This window comes from Nitratireductor sp. PBL-C9 (assembly GCF_050877045.1).
Lineage (GTDB): Bacteria > Pseudomonadota > Alphaproteobacteria > Rhizobiales > Rhizobiaceae > Nitratireductor > Nitratireductor aquimarinus.
On the sequence record NZ_JBPAXW010000005.1, the window covers coordinates 320064 to 340607 of the forward strand.

The window sequence follows — 20544 nt, forward strand, 5'->3', positions numbered from 1 at the left end:
TATCCAATGCCGTTTCGCAAGCTTCAGCGCCCGTTCGCGTTTTTGTTCATCCTGATGGTGGTCATGGGCTGCGCCAACCAGAAGCCCTCCCGACTGATCGCGCAGACCATGGCGCCAGCGCGCACCGATCAGATCGAAGCCACGCACGAGATTTTCATCGCCACCAACCGCGCTGCCGCCGAGGAACCGGGTGAACTCTTCTCCGGTCGCCGCCTTGCGCACCAGGGCGCGCCAAAAGCAGCCTTCGCCCATGTCGACGTGTCCATCCCCAAGGTGCACGAAACCGGCAAGCTGGAGCTTTCGCCCAATCCCGATGTGGCCGATCCGGCGCGTTATTTCACGGCGCAAAAGGCGGTCCTCTATCCGGATGCCAGCGATTTCGAGGCGGCCCTGAAGAAAAGCATCGCCACCCATGACGGTCGCGCGCTCGTCTTCATCCACGGCTACAACACCGGCTTCGACGACGCGGTCTATCGCGCAGCCCAGATCTTCAACGATGCCGATTACAGCGGCACGCCGATCATGTTTTCCTGGCCATCCGCAGGCCGCATGCTCGATTATGTCTACGATCAGAACAGCGCCACCACCGCCCGCGATGCGCTGGAAGAAACGCTCCGCCTGGTGGTTCGCGCCGGCGCAAAACGCATCGATATCGTTGCCCATTCCATGGGTAGCTGGGTCACGATGGAAGCCCTGCGCCAGCTCGCCATTTCCGGTGACCGGGATCTGGGCGGACGTCTCGCCGACGTGGTTCTCGCCTCTCCCGATCTCGACATCGATGTCTTCAAGTCTCAGATGCGTCGCTATGGCGTGCCGAAAAAGACCTTCCTCATCCTGACATCGCAGAACGACCGCGCTCTTACACTGTCCGGTTTCATCGCCGGCAATCAGCCCCGGCTAGGCGACTACAGCGACGCCAAGGAGCTGACCAATCTCGGCGTGGTCGTGGTCGATGTGACCAAAGTGTCTTCAGGCGACTGGCTCAACCACACCAAATTTGCCGAAAACCCGATCCTTGTCCGCCTTCTGGGCGAACGCCTTTCCAGCGAAGGCAATCTGAACGCCAGAGATCACGACGCCGTTGCCGGCAAACTGGAAACGCTGGTGCGCGGTCTCGGCCAGACGGTCGGCACTGCCGCCGATATCGTCATCACTACACCGCTCACGGTCATCGATCTGGCCACAAGTCCGGTCCGGCGATAAGACAAAATGAGAAGCGCGTAAAATCAAGAGATTAGACGCGCTTCCAGACTCAAGACGAGAAGCATTTGAAGGGCATTCATCGCGAAATGACGCGCCCTTTCAAAGGAACAGATCGACCTTCTGGAAGCTCGTCACGTCGATGATGCCGGTATCGGAGATCCTGAGTTCCGGGATCACCACCAGCGCCAGAAGCGAGTGCTGCATATAGGCGTTGTTCAACGTGCAGCCCATGTCGCGCATGGCGTCGGTCAGCTTCGCCGCCTTCTGCGCCACCACTTCCGCCCGCTCATCCGACATCAGCCCGGCAATCGGCATCTCCACCAGCGCCAGCTCGCGCCCCTTCGAGAACAGCACGACGCCGCCGCCCACTTCGCCAAGACGGTTGGCCGCTTTGGCCATGTCATCCTTGTTGGTGCCGACCACGATCATGTGGTGTGAATCATGCGCCACCGTCGAGGCCATGGCGCAGTCCTGCATGTAGCCGAAGCCCGAAACGAAACCGTTCGTCACATTGCCCGTGCCGCGATGCCGCTCCACCAGCGCGATCTGACAGACATCATTGCGCCGGTCCATGGCGACGATGCCATCCTCGACGCCAAGCTCTGCCTCCAGCGCCCGCGTCGGCGCCTGGTTCTCGATCACGCCGATCACCCGCGCCCGCACATGGTTTGCGCCCTCGGGCGCAGCAATGTCGAAATCCTGCGCCGCAAGGCTTTTGCCAAGCCGCACCGTGTTCTTGGCCTTTGCCGGATAATCATAGGCCGGAATGTCCGCTTCCAGCCGCCCTCCCCGCGCCAGCCTCACGCCCCGCGCGAAGACGTCATCGATCACGAGTTCCGCCAGATCCGAAACGATCAGGAAATCCGCCCGCCGTCCGGGCGCGATGGAACCCAGCTCCCGCTCCAGCCGGAAATGCTCTGCCGTGTTGATCGTCGCCATCTGGATCGCCGTCACCGGCTTCAGACCCTGCGCGATGGCGTGGCGCACCACGCGGTCCATATGGCCGTCATTCACCAGCGTTCCCGAATGGCTGTCATCGGTGCACAGAATGAAATTGCGCGGATCGAGCCCCTGCTCCGTCACCGCCTTGATCTGGCTTGCCACGTCATACCAGGCAGAGCCCAGCCGCAGCATGGCCTTCATGCCCTGACGCACCCGCGCAATCGCGTCCTCGGCGCGCGTGCCCTCATGGTCGTCTTCCGGCCCGCCGGCCACATAGCCATGGAACGGCAGTCCCAGATCGGGCGAGGCATAATGCCCGCCCACGGTCTTGCCCGCCGCCACGGTGGCCGCAATTGCGCCCGTCATGGTGGCGTCATTGGCCGCAACGCCCGGAAAATTCATCACCTCGCCGAGCCCGATAATGTTCGGCCAGCCCATCGCCTCGGCCACGTCCTCGGCGGTGAGTTCGGCCCCGGCATTCTCCAGACCCGGCGCGGAAGGCACGCAGGACGGCATCTGCACGAACACGTTGATCGCCTGCGCCATCGCCTCGTCATGCATCAGCCGCACGCCATCAAGACCCAGCACATTGGCGATCTCATGGGGATCGATGAACATGGAGGTGGTGCCATGCGGGATCACGGCGCGGCAGAATTCCGTCACCGTCACCATGCCGCTTTCCACATGCATGTGCGCGTCGCACAGGCCCGGCACCAGATAGCGCCCCATTGCGTCGACCACCTTGGTCTTCTCGCCGATGGCGTGGCTCGCGTCCGGCCCGCAATAGGCAAAGCGGCCTGCAACAATGGCAATGTCGGTCGCGGGGATCACCTCGCCCGAATGCACATTCACCCAGCGGCCATTGCGCACCACAAGATCCGCGTTCTGGCGCCCCATGGCCACATCCACAAGCTGCGGCGCGACCGCCTGCCAGGGTTTGAGATCGGTGGAAGGCACGGGCTTGGTGTCGGGCATGGATATCCTCCTGATGGAGAGCGCACTTTCGCAAACCCGCGCCGCGCGCGCCAGCCCTCACGTCAAACAGTCAGCGGAAAGAATGGGAATTGCGTCACCGGGACCGTCATATGCCCATGGGGACGGTCTCGCACTCGCCGAGCCCCTAACGCGCAATGGCGTCCCAGGCGGCAATGGCGCTGTCCACCACCCGCTCCAGCGCCGCGCATGAGGCCCCGTCGCGCGCCTGGATCGAAAGCCCGTGCAGGACCGTCACATAGAAAGCCGCAACCCGCGCCGGGTCAGCGCTCTCGGGCACGTCGCCATCGCTGATCCCGCGTTCCACACGGCGGCGAAAACAGGCCTCGTTTTCACGGCGGTTTTCGGTCAGAAAGCGGCACACGGGGCTGTTTTCCGGTGCGCCGGCCAGCGCCGCCGTCACCACCATGCAGCCGCGGGGATTGTCAGGGGCGGTGTAGCAGCGGGCATTCACACGCAGCGCCCGTTCGATCGATCCGCGCGCCGTATCGCCTTTCTCCAGCGCCTCGCTCACCGGTGCGCTCTGTTCGCGCCCATACAGCTCGATCGCTTCGCGAAACAGCGTCTCCTTGCAACCGAACGCCGCATAAAGGCTGGGCTTGTTGATGCCCATGGCCTGCGACAGCTCGTTCATCGAAGCGCCCTCATAGCCGCACGACCAGAACACCCGCATCGCCTGATGCAGTGCTTCGTTCCTGTCAAATGCTCTGGGCCTGCCGCGTCCCGCCATCTCGAATACCTTTTGTACCAAGCCGTAAATAATTACGTCCGCTCGATATCTCAAGGCATGAGTCTGTTTCGACAGCCCGCGCCTTGCATCTCGCCGGCGCACGGGGCCGGATCATGACGCAGAAAACAGGCGCATTGCATGCAATCGCAGCGCTGCAGCGCATGCCGTCATCTGCGCTTTCGAACAAGGCTCACAATTGCCTTTGCCAGCAGCATTGAAGAGAAAAACAGCACGAGCTGAGACGCGTTCATCCCGAGGACGTAATCATTTCCCGTAATCGTTGCTACAACTGAGATTACCATAATAAGCGCAACCAAAATGATGTCGTGCACAGATCGGACTCCGGTTTTTCATGAAGCGCACATGCCCCGACCGAAGCCTTTCCATCTACGTCCACGAATGCGATTTCAAATAATTATTCAAATAAAAACAACACCATAAATGGATTTTGACCTCTGCTCCGCCGGATTGTCAATGATCCATCCGGGTTCCATCCGGTCCCCGCGCATTTCGCGTTGATGGCAAGGCGAGACCACCGCACGCCATCACCCCGCCTGCCCGGCGGCGACTCGCCCCGCAGCGCCGGCGCCCCGCCGCAACAGGATCACAATGGCGGCAATCACCATCACGCTGCCCGGCAGCCAGTGCCAGCCGATCAGGCCGGGTCGGGTCACGAACAGAACCAGCATGGAAACGAATGGCACCAGATAGCTGTAGGCGGTCACCGCGCCCGGCGTCAGAACACCCGTGCCACGCTGCATGAGCCAGAAGGTCACGCCGCTCGAAAACACGCCCAGATAGGCAACCAGCAGGAAATCGCCGATCTGCATCCGCGTAAGCCCGTCAATCGGCTCCAGAACGAGCCCCGCCGCCGCAATCAGAACGCCGCCGCCGGCAAGGCTCCAGAAGGTGCGCGCCGCAGCATCGCTCGACAGCATGTTGCGCGCCATCCCCCATTTGGAAAGCACGGGATAAAGCGCAGATGCGATGCAGCCGACGAAGAACAGCGCCTCGTTCCAGCCGAACTGCAACTGCGCGAGATCGCCACCCGTCTGCGCCATGGCAAGCGCCAGCGCCCCGAACGCGCCAAGTGCGAGAATGGCCAGAAGCCCGCCTGCCCTCGGCTCCACGCCAAGCACGCGCCCCAGCCCGTAGGCGATGAGCGGCATGGTCACGAACAGCGCCGACATGGAAAGCGCCGTCACCCGGTGCGCAGCCCAGAACATGATGCCGAAGAACCCCGCCAGACAAAGCCCCATCACCGCATAGAGCAGAAGGGCTGAAAGTTCCGGCCGCCAGTCCTCGCGCGCCCGCACCATCGGGGCCATGGCCAGCGCCGCAATGGCAAAGCGCAGCGCCGTCAGAAGCAGCGGCGGCAGACCATCGGACAAAAGCCCCACCGCCGGAAAGGAAGCCCCCACGATCAGCGCCCATAAAAGCATGCCCAGATGGGCCTGCACCGCGCTCTTTTCCCTGTCAGCCCTGTCAGCCCTGTCAGCCATCGGTGATCCGCCTTCCACATTTCCTGCAAGCCCTGAACATGAAACCAAAGCTAGTTCATTGCGGATCGATTGATAATGTGCGACTTCGCTCAATAACCATTCACTCAGAGTGTTGAATAATGGACCGTTTCACCGCCCTGAACGTGTTCCGCACGGTCGTAGAGCTGGGCAGTTTCGCCGGGGCAGCCCGGCGGCTTCGGCTTTCGCCCGCCGCCGTCAGCAAGAACATCCGCGAGCTCGAAGCGCATCTCGCCGTCCGTCTCATCAACCGCACCACGCGCCGCATGAGCCTGACAGAAGCGGGCGCGCTCTACCACAGGCGCATCGCCGGCATTCTCGATGATCTGGAAGACGCCGACGCCACGCTCGGGCCGCTTCAGCAGGAGCCGCGCGGCCTGTTGCGCGTCAGCGCTCCCATGGCCACCAGCCTCATCGCCCTTTCCCCGGCAATCCCGCAGTTTCTGGAACGCTACCCGGAAATCACGCTCGACCTCAGGCTGGATGACCGCCGCGTCAACATCGTCGAAGACGGGTTCGACCTCGCCATTCGCGGCAGCGACCGGCTGGAAAACTCCAGCCTGATTGCCAGAAAGCTGCTGGTTCTCGATCACGTCCTGTGCTGCGCGCCGGCCTATCTCGAGCGTGCCGGGCCGCTTGAAACGCCCGAAGACCTGCGCCGCCACGAATGCGTGCAGTTCAGCCTGTCCGGCCATGCCGACGAATGGACCTTTCACAGGGCGGGCCGCAGTGTCACCGTGCCGGTCAACGGGCGCTACAAGGTCACGTCCAGCCTCGCCGTACGCGACGCGCTGCTTGCAGGCTTTGGCGTCAGCATGACCCCGCGTCTCTATGTACGCGAGCATCTTGCCGCCGGCGCGCTTGTCCCCCTCATCCCGGACTGGACGCCCATGGACACCACGCTTTACGCGATCTACCCCTCCGCCCGCCATGTGCAGGCCAAGGTGCGCGCCTTTCTCGATTTCCTCGTCGAAACGCTCAGTCCACAGGCGCATTGACGCGCACCGGGCCACAAGCCCGCCATCCTCTGCACCCGGCCCGCAAACCTGTTAAGAGGAAACAACCTTCCGATTCCCCTGACAGGCCTGCCGTGACCGCCGATCCCACGCATATCCTCAAGACCGTCTATGGATACGAGGCCTTTCGCGGCCGCCAGGCCGAGATCGTCGAACACGTCATTGCCGGCAACAATGCTTTCGTGCTCATGCCCACCGGCGGTGGCAAGTCGCTGTGCTACCAGATCCCCGCGCTCTGCCGGCCAGGCCTCGGCCTCATCATTTCGCCGCTCATCGCCCTCATGGCCGATCAGGTGGCGGCGCTGAAACAGGCTGGTGTCCGCGCAGCCGCGCTCAACTCCAACCTGCCGCTCGAAGCCCGTCAGGCCATCTGGCGCGCCATGGGCGACGGCTCGCTCGACATGCTCTATGTGTCGCCGGAAACCCTGCTGCGCCCCGCCGTCCTCGACCGGCTGAAGCAGGTAAACCTCTCGCTCATCGCCATTGACGAGGCACACTGTCTCTCGCAGTGGGGCCATGATTTCCGCCCCCATTACCGCCAGCTCGACGCGCTGGTCGAAGAGTTTCCCAACACGCCGCGCATGGCGCTGACCGCCACCGCCGACGCCCCCACCCGCGCCGAGATCATCGCGCATCTGGGCATTGATGAGCGCGACAGCTTCGTTGCCGGCTTCGACCGCCCGAACATCCGCTACGCCATCGAAGAAAAGGACAGCCCGCGCCGCCAGCTCGCGCGCTTTCTGGAAAAGCACAAGGATGAGAGCGGCATCGTCTATTGCCTCTCCAAGCGCAAGACCGACGAGACCGCCGAATGGCTCCGGTCGGAAGGCTACAACGCGCTTGCCTATCATGCCGGCATGGACCGCGAGGCGCGCGAGGCAAACCAGACCCGCTTCCAGCGCGAGGAAGCGGTGGTCATGGTCGCCACCATCGCCTTCGGCATGGGCATCGACAAGCCGGATGTGCGCTTTGTCGCGCATCTGGATCTGCCCGGCAGCATCGAGGCCTATTATCAAGAGACCGGCCGCGCCGGCCGCGACGGCCTGCCGTCGGAAGCCATGATGCTCTACGGCTTCGATGACATTGCGCTGCGCCGCCGTTTCATCGAGGAATCGGACGCATCCGACCAGCGCAAACGCATGGAGATGCAGAAGCTCGACGCGCTTCTCGGCCTTGCCGAAACCGCCCAGTGCCGCCGTCAGGTTCTGCTCAACTATTTCGGCGACCATTGCGAGCCCTGCGGCAATTGCGACACCTGCGCCAATCCGCCCGAACGTTTCGATGGCTCCATCGCGGTGCAGAAGGCGCTTTCCTGCATCTACCGCACGGGCGAGCGTTTTGGTCAGGCCTACATCGTCTCCGTGCTTCTGGGGGCCGAAGACGAGCGCATCGCCCGCTTTGGCCACGACCAGATTTCCACCTATGGCATCGGCAAGGAATACGATCAGCGCGTCTGGCGCTCGGTCCTGCGCCAGATGGTGGCGCACGGCCTCGTGGATGTGGATTTCAGCGGCCATGGCGGCCTGTCCATCTCCGAGCGCGGCGCGCAGTTCCTGCGTGAAAAGCCCACGCTCATGCTGCGCGTTCCGCGTCCGGCGGCAAAGGGCAAGAGCCGGCGCTCTTCCGGCAGCGAGGCCGCCAGTGCGCTTGATCCCGAAGCCGCAGCCCTGTTCAAGGCGCTGCGCGAAAAACGCATCGAGATCGCCCGCGAGCAGAACGTGCCGCCCTATGTCATCTTCCACGACCGCACGCTGATCGAGATGGCCTCCGCCCGCCCCGGCTCACGTCAGGCCATGGCCGGCATTTCCGGCATCGGCGAAGCCAAGCTCGACCGCTACGGCGAAGCCTTCCTGGATGTCATCGCAAATCACGACTGAAGGCGTGGGATAATCCGGGACGAAACCGTTGCGGGAAACAGGCCCGCTCAGTCCAGTTCCTGAACGCCGCCACCGGAAACGGTCAAAATCTGCCCGCTGACCCAGCTTGCCGCGGGCGAGCTCAAAAACAGCGCGGCATTCGCCATGTCGGCCGGCTCGCCCAGTCGGTTGATCGGCGTATGCGCCAGCATCTTCTTTTCGATCTCGTCGTTCAGGACAGACTCCAGCGCTTCCGTGCGGGTTGCGCCGGGCGCGATGCCATTCACGCGAATGCCCCTTGGCCCGAGGTCGAAGGCGATGTTCCGGATCAGGTGGTTGGTGGCCGCCTTGGACGCACCATAGGACGCCATGCGCCTGTTCTTGTTCTCGCCGGCCATGGAGGTGATGGCGAGAATGGAACCACCGCCGGCCTTCTCCATTTCAGGCGCGGCAAGCTGCGCCAGTCGAAACAGCGAGAAAACGTTGAGATCGAAGGCCCGGCGGAAATCCGACATGGGCATGTCGAACGGCTTGGGTCCGCCACCGCCGGCGTTCGAAACCAGAAGCGTCAGCTTTCCAAGCTGGCTCACCGTCTCGCGCACCGCGCGGGCAAGATCATCTTCGCTGGTCACGTCACAGGCGACACTCGCCGCCCTTGCGCCCGTCTTTCCGATGTCATCCGCAACCTGCCCGGCGCGCTCCGCATCGAGATCGGTCACCATCACCGAAGCGCCGGCGCCGGCAAAGGCCTCGGCAATTGCCCGCCCGATCCCCGCGCCAGCCCCCGTTATCAGCGCGACCTGACCATCCAGCCTGAAATTCTGCGGATCATACATTCAAAGCCCTCCTTTTGAACAAGCCACGCCAGAGAACCTGGCCTTAAGCGTGGCATTGCCCAGTACAATCTCATCACGGAGTCTGTCGGATCGGAGTTTCCATCGCCCCCGGCTCGTCAAAGCTCTTTCGTCAAAAGCACCCAGTTCTGAATTTCGGTCTGCCAGCCATCGCTGACACAGCGCCGCCGCGCCTTTTCGGCGTATCCCACGCGCTCATAGAGCCTCCGGGCTCCGTGATTGTCATCGGAGACGATCACGCTCATGCGGGAGATGCCGCGATCCGCCGCAATCTTCTCTGCAAGGGTGAGCAAATGGGTTCCAATTCCCCGCCCCTGCGTTTCGGGAAAGCAGGCCAGCACATTGACGTACCAGCTGTTCAGGGCGAGGTTTTCGAGTTCCTGAAGCGGGTGAAAGAGCGCCGGCAATTCCGCGCCGATTGGCTCGGGCGTCGGACCAATCGCATATCCCGTCAGGCTTGCGACCGCGCCCTCTCCAAAATCCACGACATAAATCTGGCCATCTCGCGCCTTTTCGGCCTGCCGCTCGCGCCCCACCTCCCAGGGATCCTGATCCGGCGCTGCCATCGTTGACCAGATGTGAAGCGGAAGCCCCTCGCCTGCAAGGTTTACCAGCCGAGCGAGCGGCAGGGCATCTCCCGCCTCGGCAATACGGGTAAAACGCTCAAGCTCCATGAAACGCCTCCCCCTCAAAAACCACGCACAAGGGTTGAGAGCCAATATAGCACTGCCTTGGAAACCTGTCTGTAAGGGCGCTCACGGGCATACAGATGGCGGTGTACCCTCTCGCGCCAGAAACCGATGTGGCAATCCTTCTTGGCCATGACAGGCATCGGGCGCGAATGCATCCCCGCCAGTGAAGACGGCAACCGCATTCTCGTCGGTAGAGAATCGCAAAGCTTCCCAAACGGAAAAGCTGCTGCTTGGTGTTGTTCAGAAACTCTGGTGCGGACGGCGCGCTGCCCTGCCCCGCGAGCGCCCTGCCATGCCGATACCTGAAATACGTGAAAGTCACTCATTTTGTATCTCAGTTTGTATCTCTAAAACCGCAAACACAGCAATGGCAAAAAATCACCGCCAAAAATACCCCCTAAAAATCAAATAGTTAAATTAAATCTTGGGAGGAAATTATGGTGCGGACGGCGGGAATCGAACCCGCAAGCCCCAGGGGCGGCAAATTTTAAGTCTGCTGCGTCTACCAGTTTCGCCACGTCCGCATCGCAACAACGACTAGCGGTAGAAATCCCGGCAATCAAGCAGGATACGCATGTTCTTCAGAAAATACGCATGTTCAACGCCTGCGAAACAGGCCACCGCCCCGCTCCATCCGCCGCCAACCCGCCGCCCGCCACGTTCAACCATTGCCCTCCCAGGGGCGCGGGTCTATCTCTCCCCACATCAACAGGGATCACACTGAGATGAGCGAACTCGTAACGGCCGCAATGGTTGTCATCGGCGACGAAATTCTTTCCGGCCGCACCAAGGACAGGAATATCGGCCATCTGGCCGACATGCTCACGGCCGTGGGCATCGATCTGAAGGAAGTGCGCATCGTCTCCGACGACGAGGCGGCAATCGTCGAGGCGGTGAATGCGCTGCGCGCGCGCAACACCTATGTGTTCACCACTGGCGGCATCGGCCCCACGCATGACGACATCACCGCCGATTCCATCGCCCGCGCCTTCGCTCGCCCCTGCAACTATGACGACAGGGCCTATTCCCTGCTCGAAAAGCACTATGCCAGCCGCGACATCGAATTCTCGGACGCCCGCAAGCGCATGGCCCGCATGCCCGAGGGAGCCGAGCATATCGACAACCCCATTTCCATCGCCCCCGGCTTCCGCGTCGAAAACGTCTATGTGATGGCCGGCGTGCCGGCGATTTTCCAGGCGATGCTCGACAATGTGATCCCCACGCTCAAAACCGGCGCGAAACTCATCTCCGAAACCATCCCCTCCAGCCTTCCCGAAGGCGCAATCGGCGGCCCGCTCGGCGAAATTCAGGCAGCCCATCCCGAAACCATCATCGGCTCCTATCCAAAGTATCAGGATGGTTCCTTCTGGACCGAAATTGTGGTTCGATCCCGTTCGAAAGCGGCGCTTGAGGAGGCGGTTGTGGCCATCCGGTCCATGCTCGAAGATATCCCGCCCAGGCAGGTCGCAAAGGGTTGATCTGGCGCAAAACGGTTTGGCCGCAGATGCGCTAGAAAAGAAAAAGCGCACTGCATCGCAGCTCAAGGAGGCTGACATGAGCTACAAGACCATTCTCGCAATTCTGCAAAGCGAGGCTGACGCCCCGCGTGTCCTCGATCTGGCGCTGCCGCTTGCAGCCCGCCACGACAGTCATGTGATCGGCCTGCACGCCGAAGCGCTTCCCATGGTCATGGCCTCGCCCATGGGCGGCCCCGTGGTCGATCTCAGCATCGACATGCAGGAAGAGACGACCCGCCGTCACAAGGTCATCCGCCACCTGTTCGACGAACGCGCCCGCGTTGAGGGCGTCGCCAGTGAGTGGCGCGGCTTCGACAGCGTGTCGGGCGATTCGGCCGTCTCCGGCATCGAAAGCGCGCGCAGTGCAGATCTGGTGATCGCCCAGCAGACAGACCCGGACGCAACCGCCAGCATGGATGCCAATATCGAGGCCCTGCTTTTCGAGACCGGACGCCCCGTCCTCCTCGTTCCCTATATCCGCAAGGCCCGAGAGGCCGAGTTCAAGAAGATCCTGCTCGCCTGGAACGGCAGCCGGCAGGCAGCGCGTGCAGCCTTCGACGCCCTGCCCTTCATGAAGGAAGCCGACAGCGTGGAAGTGTTCTGTATCGACCCGCAGGATACGCCCCGCCGTGACGCATCCATGGCCGGCACGGCCATCGCCGCAGCCCTTGCCCGCCACGGCATCGACGTCACGGTCAAGGTGGAGCAGTCGGGCGGCGTCTCCCATGGCGAGGTGCTCGACAATCGCATTTCCGACACCGGCGCGGATCTTCTCGTCATGGGCGCATTCGGGCGCTCGCGCCTGCGTGAATTCGTGTTCGGCGGAGCCACGCGCACCATCCTGCAAAGCATGACGGTGCCCACCTTCCTCGCCCACTGAGGCGGGCCACGCCCACAGCCCGCATCCAAACTGTTGGGAAAATGCGGGATGAACCGGATGCCGGGCTTGCGCTCGGCATCCCTTTCCGGCTAATTCACCGCGCATTCCAATCAGCAGCCGCGATGCGCCCATGGAGTGCGAAGCCGATGTCTCTTCCTGAAAAAGCCTTTCCCGTTTCCTGGGATCAGTTCCACCGTGACGCGCGCGCGCTCGCCTGGCGTTTGTCCGGCGTCAACGGCGAATGGAAAGCCATCGTCTGCATCACGCGCGGCGGCCTCGTGCCCGCAGCCGTCATTTCGCGCGAACTCGGCATCCGCCTCATCGAAACCGTGTGCGTCGCCTCCTATCACGACTACACGTCGCAGGGCGAACTGCGGGTGCTCAAGGAAATCAATCCCGAGCTCCTCAAGGATGAAGGCGAGAACGTCCTCATCGTCGACGACCTCACCGACACCGGCAAGACGGCAGCCATCGTGCGCGCCATGATGCCCAAGGCGCATTTCGCCACCGTCTATGCAAAGCCCAAGGGCCGTCCGCTTGTCGATACCTTCGTCACCGAAGTCTCGCAGGACACCTGGATCTACTTCCCCTGGGACATGGGCTTCTCCTACCAGAAACCCATCGCCGAAGGTCAGCCCGACTGATCGCAACGCGCAGCGCTGCCCTTCCCGGCCGCAGCACGCCCAGGAGCAACTTCATGTCGCGCAGCGACGACAGGCCCGAACCGACGGACGGTCTCACGTCCGGCGCGCCCTTTGACGTTGCCGGGCGTGACGCCGTCTATCGGGCCATCGCCACCCGCCGCGACGTGCGCGGCGAGTTTCTGCCCGATCCGATCGACGAGGCCGCGCTCGCCCGCATTCTGGACGCCGCCCATCGCGCACCCTCGGTCGGCCTGTCGCAGCCCTGGGACTTCATTCTCATCCGCAGGCCGGAGACCCGCCAGCGGATCGCCGACATCTTTGCCGATGCCAACGCGCAGGCCGCAGAGCGCTTTCCTGCCGGGAAGCGGGATCAGTACCGCGCCCTGAAACTCGCCGGCATCACCTCGGCTCCCCTCAACATCTGCATCACCAGCGACCGCGAGCGTGGCGGGCCGGTCATTCTGGGCGCAACCCACATGGCCGACACCGACCTGTTCAGCACGGTCTGCGCCATTCAGAACCTGTGGCTTGCCGCCCGCGCAGAAGGCATTGGCGTCGGCTGGGTCAGCATCCTGCATGAAGACCGCGTCAAGGCGGTGCTCGGCATCCCCGAGCGCCTGCGCCTCGTCGGCTATCTGTGTGTCGGCCACGTCAAGGGCTTCTTCGACAGTCCCGAGCTTGAAAAGCGGGGCTGGAAGCGCCGTTCGCCACTCGCCTCCCATATCCATGAAGAAGGCTGGCGCGAAGAAGACTGAAGCGTGCAACGCTCGCCTTCATATCCGACAAGCGACGCATGATCATTGCGCCAACCTCTTGATTCTCTGCGTAAATTGATTATGTCTGCGATCAGGCTTTCCGCGCGCCCTGATTCGAGTCCGAAAGCTTGAGTGGCAATTGTTCCGCCACCCGGCGCGCAAATAAGCGTAGAAACAGTAACTTACAGGAAAAACATGAATCTGGGCGCGATGTGCCCGGTTGAGGAGAAGTACGATTTTCACGCACGGCACACGTTTGCGGCTGACCGAAACGGTTCGGCGTCTGTTCGGTGGCAATCCCCGCCGCGTTCAGGCAGCAGCGCTGCCGTGGCGCAACGCGGCGAACGGCAGCGGCATCGAGATCATGCTCGTGACCAGCCGGGGAACCGGTCGCTGGGTGCTGCCCAAGGGCTGGCCCGAAGGGCTCGAAACCCTCGCCATGGCCGCACAGCGCGAAGCGCGTGAAGAGGCCGGCGTGCGCGGCAGGCCCGCAGCCGGCGAAATCGGCCGTTTCTACTACCACAAGGAAGACGGCACCGGGGTCGAGTGGCCCTGCGAGGTTGCGGTCGTCCCGCTGGAAGTGACCGAGGAGCGCGCCAAGTGGCCGGAGCGCAAGCAGCGCACCCGCCAGTGGTTCTCGCCCCAGGAGGCGGCAGCCGCCGTGAAGGAGCGCGATCTCGGTGAGCTTCTGATCGCATTCAGCCACAATCCACGAGAAATCGCCGCCTGATCGGTCTTTTTTGCCGTCGGCGCTTGCCGCGCGCGGGTTTGTTTCCTAACCCGGTGCGGAGTTTTTTCCGCACACTTTCACCATCGTGAAGCCAGGGCACGAGATGGATATCGCATGAGCGAAAGCAGCAATCCACGCAAACAGACGCTCGACAAGGATCTAGACAAGCTCGTCTATGTCGAGGAAGCCACCACCACCGTGGCGCGCGGCCTGGTTGCCCCCGGTCTTGCCCTGTTGTTCCTCGCGCTCACCGCCATCTTCGCCGCCACCTACACGTTCGGCGAGCCGCGCGCGGTGATCATCGTCGCTGCCGCCGCCATCGGCGCCTATATGGCGCTCAACATCGGCGCGAATGACGTGGCCAACAATGTCGGCCCGGCTGTCGGCGCAAAGGCCATGACGCTCGGCGGCGCGCTCCTGATCGCAGCCGTCTTTGAAAGCGCCGGCGCGCTGATCGCCGGTGGCGATGTGGTTTCCACCATTTCCAAGGGCATCATCGATCCCGCCGCCGTGGGAACGCCCGAGGCCTTCGTGCGCGCCATGATGGCCGCGCTCATCTCCTCCGCCCTCTGGATCAACCTGGCGACCTGGATCGGCGCCCCCGTCTCCACCACCCACTCGGTCGTCGGTGGCGTCATGGGTGCGGGCATCGCGGCTGCCGGCTTCTCCTCCGTGGACTGGGCCACCATGTCGCAGATCGCGGCAAGCTGGGTCATTTCGCCGGTTGTCGGCGGTGTCATCGCCGCCCTCTTCCTGGCCTTCATCAAGACCGCCATCATCTATCAGGATGACAAGATCGCCGCCGCGCGCCGCTGGCTGCCGCTGCTGATCGCCATCATGGCCGGCACATTCTCCGCCTATCTCACCCTCAAGGGGCTGAAAAAGGTTTTCCCGGTCACCGGCGGGGGCGCAGCCATCATCGGTCTCGCCTTCTTCGCAGTCACCTGGTTCCTCGCCCATCTCTTCGTGCATGCGCAGTCGGAAGGGCTCGAAAACCGCAATCAGTCGCTGCGCAGCCTGTTCAAGGTGCCGCTGGTCATTTCGGCCGCCCTCCTCTCTTTTGCCCATGGTGCAAATGACGTGGCGAACGCCGTCGGCCCGCTGGCCGCCATCGTCTTCACCGTGCATGAGAGCACCGTCAACACGACCGTCGCCATCCCGCTCTGGGTCATGGTCATCGGCGCGGCCGGCATTTCCATCGGCCTCGTCCTATTCGGCCCCAAGCTCATCCGCATGGTCGGCGAGCAGATCACCAAGCTCAACCCGATGCGCGCCTTCTGCGTTGCGCTTTCGGCAGCCATCACCGTCATCATCGCCTCCGGTTTCGGCCTTCCCATCAGCTCGACCCACACCGCCGTCGGCGCCATTTTCGGCGTCGGCTTCTTCCGCGAGTGGTACACCGCCCATTCCAAGCGCCGCCGCGCCTATCTGGAGCGCAAGGGCGTGCGCCTCAAGGCAGACAATGGCATCCAGTCGAGCGACGATGACGATCTCGAAGTCGAACAGCAAAAGACCTCGCGCGAGGAAGTCGCCCGTCGCAAACTGGTGCGCCGCGCCCATGTGCGCACCATCGTTGCCGCATGGGTCACCACGGTTCCCGCCGCCGCCATCCTTTCAGCCGTCATCTTTCTGGTGCTCGACCTGATCGCCTGACCCGGAAACTGCACAGGCCCTCATCGATCAAAGCGCACAGCCCCTCCGGCCTGTGCGCTTTTTTCTGCACACCCCTCCTCCCGAGACGCCGGGAAAGATGGGTTTTTCAAACCGCAACAGCTGGCGTGCGACTTCCCCATAATTCACACACCTCACACACTACATGTAGTGATTGCCTGTCATAATCCGCCGACTTCTTGACGCCACGGTACGAGTCGCATTTTATGGTCCGGCACTCGCGTTCGTACGGTGCGGTTGGTCGGCGCAAAGCCGGTCGATTTTCCAATTCGTTTGAGTTTCCAGCATCTGCCCGGACATCTGTTTCGGGCGGAACGGCATCGTTTGCGCCGTGGAAAAAGCAGGCGGGGGCGTCGGCTGCCGTGAGGCATCAAGAATCTGTTAACACTATATTTAGTGATTTCGGAAATCCTACGCACCATATAATGTATCAGTTCTGTGACATTGACGTCGCAGTCGCATCAGGTTGGGGGCGGTTTCGCACCTGCGAAACAAGACCTAGCGGTTTCCGGATTCCGGGCCGCATAAAGGAACCAACCTTCGGTATCTAGGCGTCGCGCGCTTCAAGCGCCCGGCATGGCGGACACGGTGTCCGCGCAGTGAAGATGTGATGAGCCATTCGCTGCGCAAGACGCTATATATGGATTAGGGGCAAAGAGGACAAAATGCGCATCGAACGCCGGTTCACAAAGCAAGGCCAAAGCCCATATGCGGAAATCGCGTTCCGCAAGGCCACGAGCGAAATCAAGAACCCGGACGGCTCCATCGTCTTCCGGCTGGAGAACATCGACGTTCCGGCGCAGTTCTCCCAGGTCGCCAGCGACATTCTCGCGCAGAAATATTTCCGCAAGGCCGGCGTGCCCGCGCACCTGAAGAAGGTCGAGGAGAATGATGTCCCCTCCTTCCTGTGGCGTTCGGTTGCCGATGAAGAAGCGCTGAAGGATCTGCCCGAAGACGAGCGCTATGGCTCCGAGACCAGCGCCGCGCAGGTCTTCAACCGTCTCGCCGGCACCTGGACCTACTGGGGCTGGAAGGGCGGCTATTTCGATGGCGAGGAAGACGCCCGGACCTTCATGGACGAGCTGTGCTACATGCTCGCCACCCAGCGCGTTGCCCCCAATTCGCCGCAGTGGTTCAACACCGGCCTGCACTGGGCCTATGGCATCGATGGCCCCGGCCAGGGCCACTATTACGTCGACCCGTTCACCGGCAAGCTGACCAAGTCCAAATCGTCCTATGAGCACCCGCAGCCCCATGCGTGCTTCATCCAGTCGGTCGGCGACGATCTGGTCAATGAAGGCGGCATCATGGACCTGTGGGTCCGCGAGGCGCGCCTGTTCAAATACGGTTCCGGCACCGGCTCCAACTTCTCTCATCTGCGCGGCGAAGGCGAAAAGCTCTCCGGCGGCGGCAAGTCTTCGGGCCTCATGTCCTTCCTGAAGATCGGCGACCGCGCTGCCGGCGCCATCAAGTCGGGCGGCACCACCCGCCGCGCGGCCAAGATGGTCGTTGTCGATGCGGACCATCCCGATATCGAGGCTTACATCGACTGGAAGGTGAAGGAGGAGCAGAAAGTCGCCGCCCTCGTCACCGGTTCCAAGATCGCCAAGAAGCACCTCGAAGCCATCATGAAGGCCTGCATCAACTGCGAGGCCGACAATGATGAATGCTTCGACCCGTCCCAGAACCCGGCGCTCAAGCGCGAGATCCGTGCTGCAAAGCGCAATGCCGTGCCTGAGAACTACATCAAGCGCGTCATCCAGTTCGCCCGCCAGGGCTACACCGACATCCAGTTCAAGACCTACGACACGGACTGGGATTCGGAAGCCTATCTCACCGTTTCGGGCCAGAACTCGAACAACTCCGTTTCGCTCAAGGACGACTTCCTGCGCGCCGTGGAGACCGACGGCAACTGGGATCTGATCAACCGCATTGACGGCAAGGTCGCAAAGACCCTCAAGGCGCGCGACCTGTGGGACAAGATCGGTTACGCCGCATGGGCGTCCGCCGATCCGGGCCTGCACTACAACACCACCATGAACGACTGGCACACCTCGCCGGCAGCGGGCCCGATCCGCGCCTCGAACCCGTGCTCGGAATACATGTTCCTGGACGACACGGCCTGTAACCTCGCCTCGATGAACCTCCTGCAGTACCGCAATCAGGACGGCACCATCGACATTGCGGCCTACGAGCACACGGTGCGCCTGTGGACCATGGTGCTGGAAATCTCCGTGATGATGGCCCAGTTCCCGTCCAAGGAGATCGCAAAGCTCTCTTACGAGTACCGCACGCTGGGTCTCGGCTACGCCAATATTGGCGGTCTGCTGATGACCTCCGGCATCCCCTATGATTCAGCGGAAGGCCGCGCTATTGGCGGCGCGCTGACGGCGATCATGACCGGTGTCGCTTACGCAACCTCGGCAGAGATGGCCGGCGAGCTCGGCGCGTTCCCCGATTATGAGCGCAATGCCGAGAACATGCTGCGCGTCATCCGCAACCACCGCCGCGCCGCCCATGGCCAGAGCGACGGTTATGAGGGCCTGTCGGTCAATCCGGTGCCGCTCAAGGCGGACGAGTGCCCGCATGCCGATCTGATCGAGCATGCCCGCGCCGCCTGGGACCGCGCGCTTGAGCTGGGCGAAAAGCACGGCTACCGCAATGCGCAGGCCACCGTCATCGCGCCCACCGGCACGATCGGCCTCGTCATGGACTGCGACACGACCGGCATCGAGCCCGACTTCGCACTGGTGAAGTTCAAGAAGCTGGCCGGCGGCGGCTACTTCAAGATCATCAACCGCGCCGTGCCGGAAGCCCTGCGCACGCTCGGCTATTCCGAAGCCCAGATCGCCGAGATCGAGGCCTATGCGGTCGGTCATGGCAATTTCGATCAGGCTCCGGCCATCAACCCGACCAGCCTCAGGGGCAAGGGTTTCGACGACGAGAAGATCGCCGCCGTCAACGGTGCGCTCAAATCGGCCTTCGACATCAAGTTCGCCTTCAACAAGTGGACGCTCGGCGAGGATTTCTGCAAGGAAACGCTGGGCCTCACCGACGAGCAGCTCGACGATTTCTCCTTCGACATGCTGGCCGCACTCGGCTTCACCAAGAAGGAAATCGAGGCCGCCAACATCCACATTTGCGGTGCCATGACGCTTGAAGGCGCACCGCATCTGAAGGAAGAGCACCTGCCCGTCTTCGATTGCGCCAATCCGTGCGGCAAGGTCGGCAAGCGCTACCTTTCGGTCGAAAGCCACATCCGCATGATGGCTGCCGCGCAGCCCTTCATCTCGGGCGCCATCTCCAAGACCATCAACATGCCCAACGAGGCGACGGTCGAGGACTGCAAGGCGGCCTACCTCCTCTCCTGGAAGCTGGCGCTCAAGGCCAACGCGCTCTACCGCGATGGTTCCAAGCTCTCGCAGCCGCTGAACTCCGCGCTCCTGTCCGACGATGAGGACGATGCCGACGATCTGGCCGAAGAGCTGGTCGCCGCACCGGCTGCCGCGCAGGCCGCCGTCGTCTCCGAGAAGATCGTCGAACGCATCGTGGAAAAGGTTGTCCGCGACGAACGCGAGAAGCTCCCCAACCGCCGCAAGGGCTACACCCAGAAAGCGGTGATCGGTGGCCACAAGGTCTATCTGCGCACCGGCGAGTTCGACGATGGCCGCCTCGGCGAGATCTTCATCGACATGCACAAGGAAGGTGCTGCCTTCCGTGCGATGATGAACAACTTCGCCATCGCCATCTCGCTTGGCCTGCAATACGGCGTGCCGCTCGAGGAATATGTGGAGGCCTTCACCTTCACCAAATTCGAGCCGGCCGGCATGGTCATCGGCAATGATGCGATCAAGAACGCCACGTCGATCCTCGACTATGTGTTCCGCGAGCTGGCCGTGTCCTATCTCGGTCGTTCGGATCTCGCCCATGTGGACACGTCCGACTTCACCAACACCGCGCTCGGCCGCGGCATCAATGAAGGCAAGGCGATCCCCTTCTCCAAGGGCCTGACCCGCGGCGCGACCCCGTTCAAGCTGGTTTCCGGCAAAAGCGGTGAGCCCAAGGGCGAAGCCGGCGGCCCGTCCGTCCGCGCCATCGCCTCGGGTGCAACCGTCCACGCGCTGAAGCCTGCCGTTTCGGAACTGCAGGAAGAAGCCACCGCCTTCCGCCGCGACTATGAGGAGCGTGCGAAGGAGCTGGCAGAGGAAGCCGCGCAGGAAGGCGAAACCGACGCCCTCTTCACCGAGGCAGCCGCTCAGGAAGCCGCCGAAGCAAAGAAGGTCGAGAGCCACCGCCGCCAGCAGGCGATCATGCAGGGCTATACGGGCAATATGTGCTCGGAGTGCCAGAACTTCACCATGGTGCGCAACGGCACCTGCGAGAAGTGCGACACCTGCGGCGCAACGAGCGGCTGTAGCTGAAGCAAGGGTCACATTGAGGAGGGCAACATGGTTTGTCCTCCTGCACCCTGAAATGTCCGCAATGGCAGTTTGGTAATTTGCCGGCGCCATGCGACGACAGAACCAGAGAAAATCCGGGTC

15 protein-coding genes and 1 tRNA gene are annotated in these 20544 nt (G+C 62.6%); 10 read left to right on the plus strand and 6 right to left on the minus strand.

Annotated features, from left to right (window positions below):
* Positions 1-6 precede the first annotated feature (6 nt).
* Positions 7-1203 carry an alpha/beta hydrolase gene (locus tag ACRTG1_RS13200; protein WP_206543797.1) on the plus strand — a complete coding sequence of 399 codons (1197 nt, stop codon included), beginning with the start codon at positions 7-9 and terminating at the stop codon, positions 1201-1203.
* A gap of 99 nt (positions 1204-1302) precedes the next feature.
* Here ACRTG1_RS13200 and ade read toward each other — a convergent pair whose 3' ends face one another.
* The 3 genes from ade to ACRTG1_RS13215 all read right to left on the minus strand — a co-directional run bounded on the left by ade (position 1303) and on the right by ACRTG1_RS13215 (position 5370).
* Positions 1303-3120 (minus strand): adenine deaminase, encoded by a 1818-nt coding sequence (ade, locus tag ACRTG1_RS13205; RefSeq protein ID WP_432516248.1) that lies wholly within the window; start codon positions 3118-3120, stop codon positions 1303-1305.
* 145 nt (positions 3121-3265) lie between these two features.
* Positions 3266-3889 carry a TetR/AcrR family transcriptional regulator gene (locus tag ACRTG1_RS13210; protein ID WP_315900324.1) on the minus strand — a complete coding sequence of 208 codons (624 nt, stop codon included), beginning with the start codon at positions 3887-3889 and terminating at the stop codon, positions 3266-3268.
* Between the two features lie 524 nt (positions 3890-4413).
* Positions 4414-5370 carry a DMT family transporter gene (locus tag ACRTG1_RS13215; RefSeq protein WP_432516249.1) on the minus strand — a complete coding sequence of 319 codons (957 nt, stop codon included), beginning with the start codon at positions 5368-5370 and terminating at the stop codon, positions 4414-4416.
* A 119-nt stretch (positions 5371-5489) separates the two neighbouring features.
* Between ACRTG1_RS13215 and ACRTG1_RS13220 the strand changes: the two genes are divergently transcribed.
* Positions 5490-6386, plus strand: coding sequence for a LysR family transcriptional regulator (locus ACRTG1_RS13220; RefSeq protein ID WP_299935185.1), 897 nt, complete (start codon positions 5490-5492; stop codon positions 6384-6386).
* A gap of 92 nt (positions 6387-6478) precedes the next feature.
* On the plus strand, positions 6479-8281 hold the full coding sequence (recQ, locus tag ACRTG1_RS13225; protein ID WP_206543800.1) for a DNA helicase RecQ: 1803 nt from the start codon (positions 6479-6481) through the stop codon (positions 8279-8281).
* 47 nt (positions 8282-8328) lie between these two features.
* Here recQ and hdhA read toward each other — a convergent pair whose 3' ends face one another.
* The 3 genes from hdhA to ACRTG1_RS13240 form a co-directional block, all read right to left on the minus strand.
* On the minus strand, positions 8329-9096 hold the full coding sequence (gene hdhA, locus ACRTG1_RS13230; RefSeq protein WP_432516250.1) for a 7-alpha-hydroxysteroid dehydrogenase: 768 nt from the start codon (positions 9094-9096) through the stop codon (positions 8329-8331).
* A gap of 116 nt (positions 9097-9212) precedes the next feature.
* Positions 9213-9788: a GNAT family N-acetyltransferase gene (locus ACRTG1_RS13235; protein ID WP_432516251.1), complete on the minus strand. Its 576-nt coding sequence runs from the start codon at positions 9786-9788 to the stop codon at positions 9213-9215.
* A 456-nt stretch (positions 9789-10244) separates the two neighbouring features.
* Positions 10245-10330: transfer RNA gene (locus ACRTG1_RS13240), tRNA-Leu, on the minus strand.
* A gap of 201 nt (positions 10331-10531) precedes the next feature.
* On the opposite strand from ACRTG1_RS13240, the gene ACRTG1_RS13245 reads away from it, so the two are divergent.
* The 7 genes from ACRTG1_RS13245 to ACRTG1_RS13275 all read left to right on the plus strand — a co-directional run bounded on the left by ACRTG1_RS13245 (position 10532) and on the right by ACRTG1_RS13275 (position 20424).
* Positions 10532-11284: a competence/damage-inducible protein A gene (locus ACRTG1_RS13245; RefSeq protein WP_206554578.1), complete on the plus strand. Its 753-nt coding sequence runs from the start codon at positions 10532-10534 to the stop codon at positions 11282-11284.
* A gap of 76 nt (positions 11285-11360) precedes the next feature.
* Positions 11361-12203, plus strand: a complete 843-nt coding sequence (locus ACRTG1_RS13250; protein ID WP_113156351.1) for a universal stress protein — start codon at positions 11361-11363, stop codon at positions 12201-12203.
* Between the two features lie 146 nt (positions 12204-12349).
* Positions 12350-12847: a xanthine phosphoribosyltransferase gene (gpt, locus tag ACRTG1_RS13255; protein ID WP_113155520.1), complete on the plus strand. Its 498-nt coding sequence runs from the start codon at positions 12350-12352 to the stop codon at positions 12845-12847.
* A 53-nt stretch (positions 12848-12900) separates the two neighbouring features.
* A complete protein-coding gene (bluB, locus tag ACRTG1_RS13260) occupies positions 12901-13602 on the plus strand; it encodes a 5,6-dimethylbenzimidazole synthase (protein WP_206548847.1) in 702 nt (233 codons plus the stop codon).
* A 262-nt stretch (positions 13603-13864) separates the two neighbouring features.
* A complete protein-coding gene (locus tag ACRTG1_RS13265) occupies positions 13865-14332 on the plus strand; it encodes an NUDIX hydrolase (protein WP_113156352.1) in 468 nt (155 codons plus the stop codon).
* Between the two features lie 114 nt (positions 14333-14446).
* Positions 14447-15985: an inorganic phosphate transporter gene (locus ACRTG1_RS13270; RefSeq protein ID WP_206543805.1), complete on the plus strand. Its 1539-nt coding sequence runs from the start codon at positions 14447-14449 to the stop codon at positions 15983-15985.
* 683 nt (positions 15986-16668) lie between these two features.
* Entirely contained in the window at positions 16669-20424 is a 3756-nt protein-coding gene (locus ACRTG1_RS13275) for a vitamin B12-dependent ribonucleotide reductase (protein WP_432516252.1), read from the plus strand.
* Positions 20425-20544 lie beyond the last annotated feature (120 nt).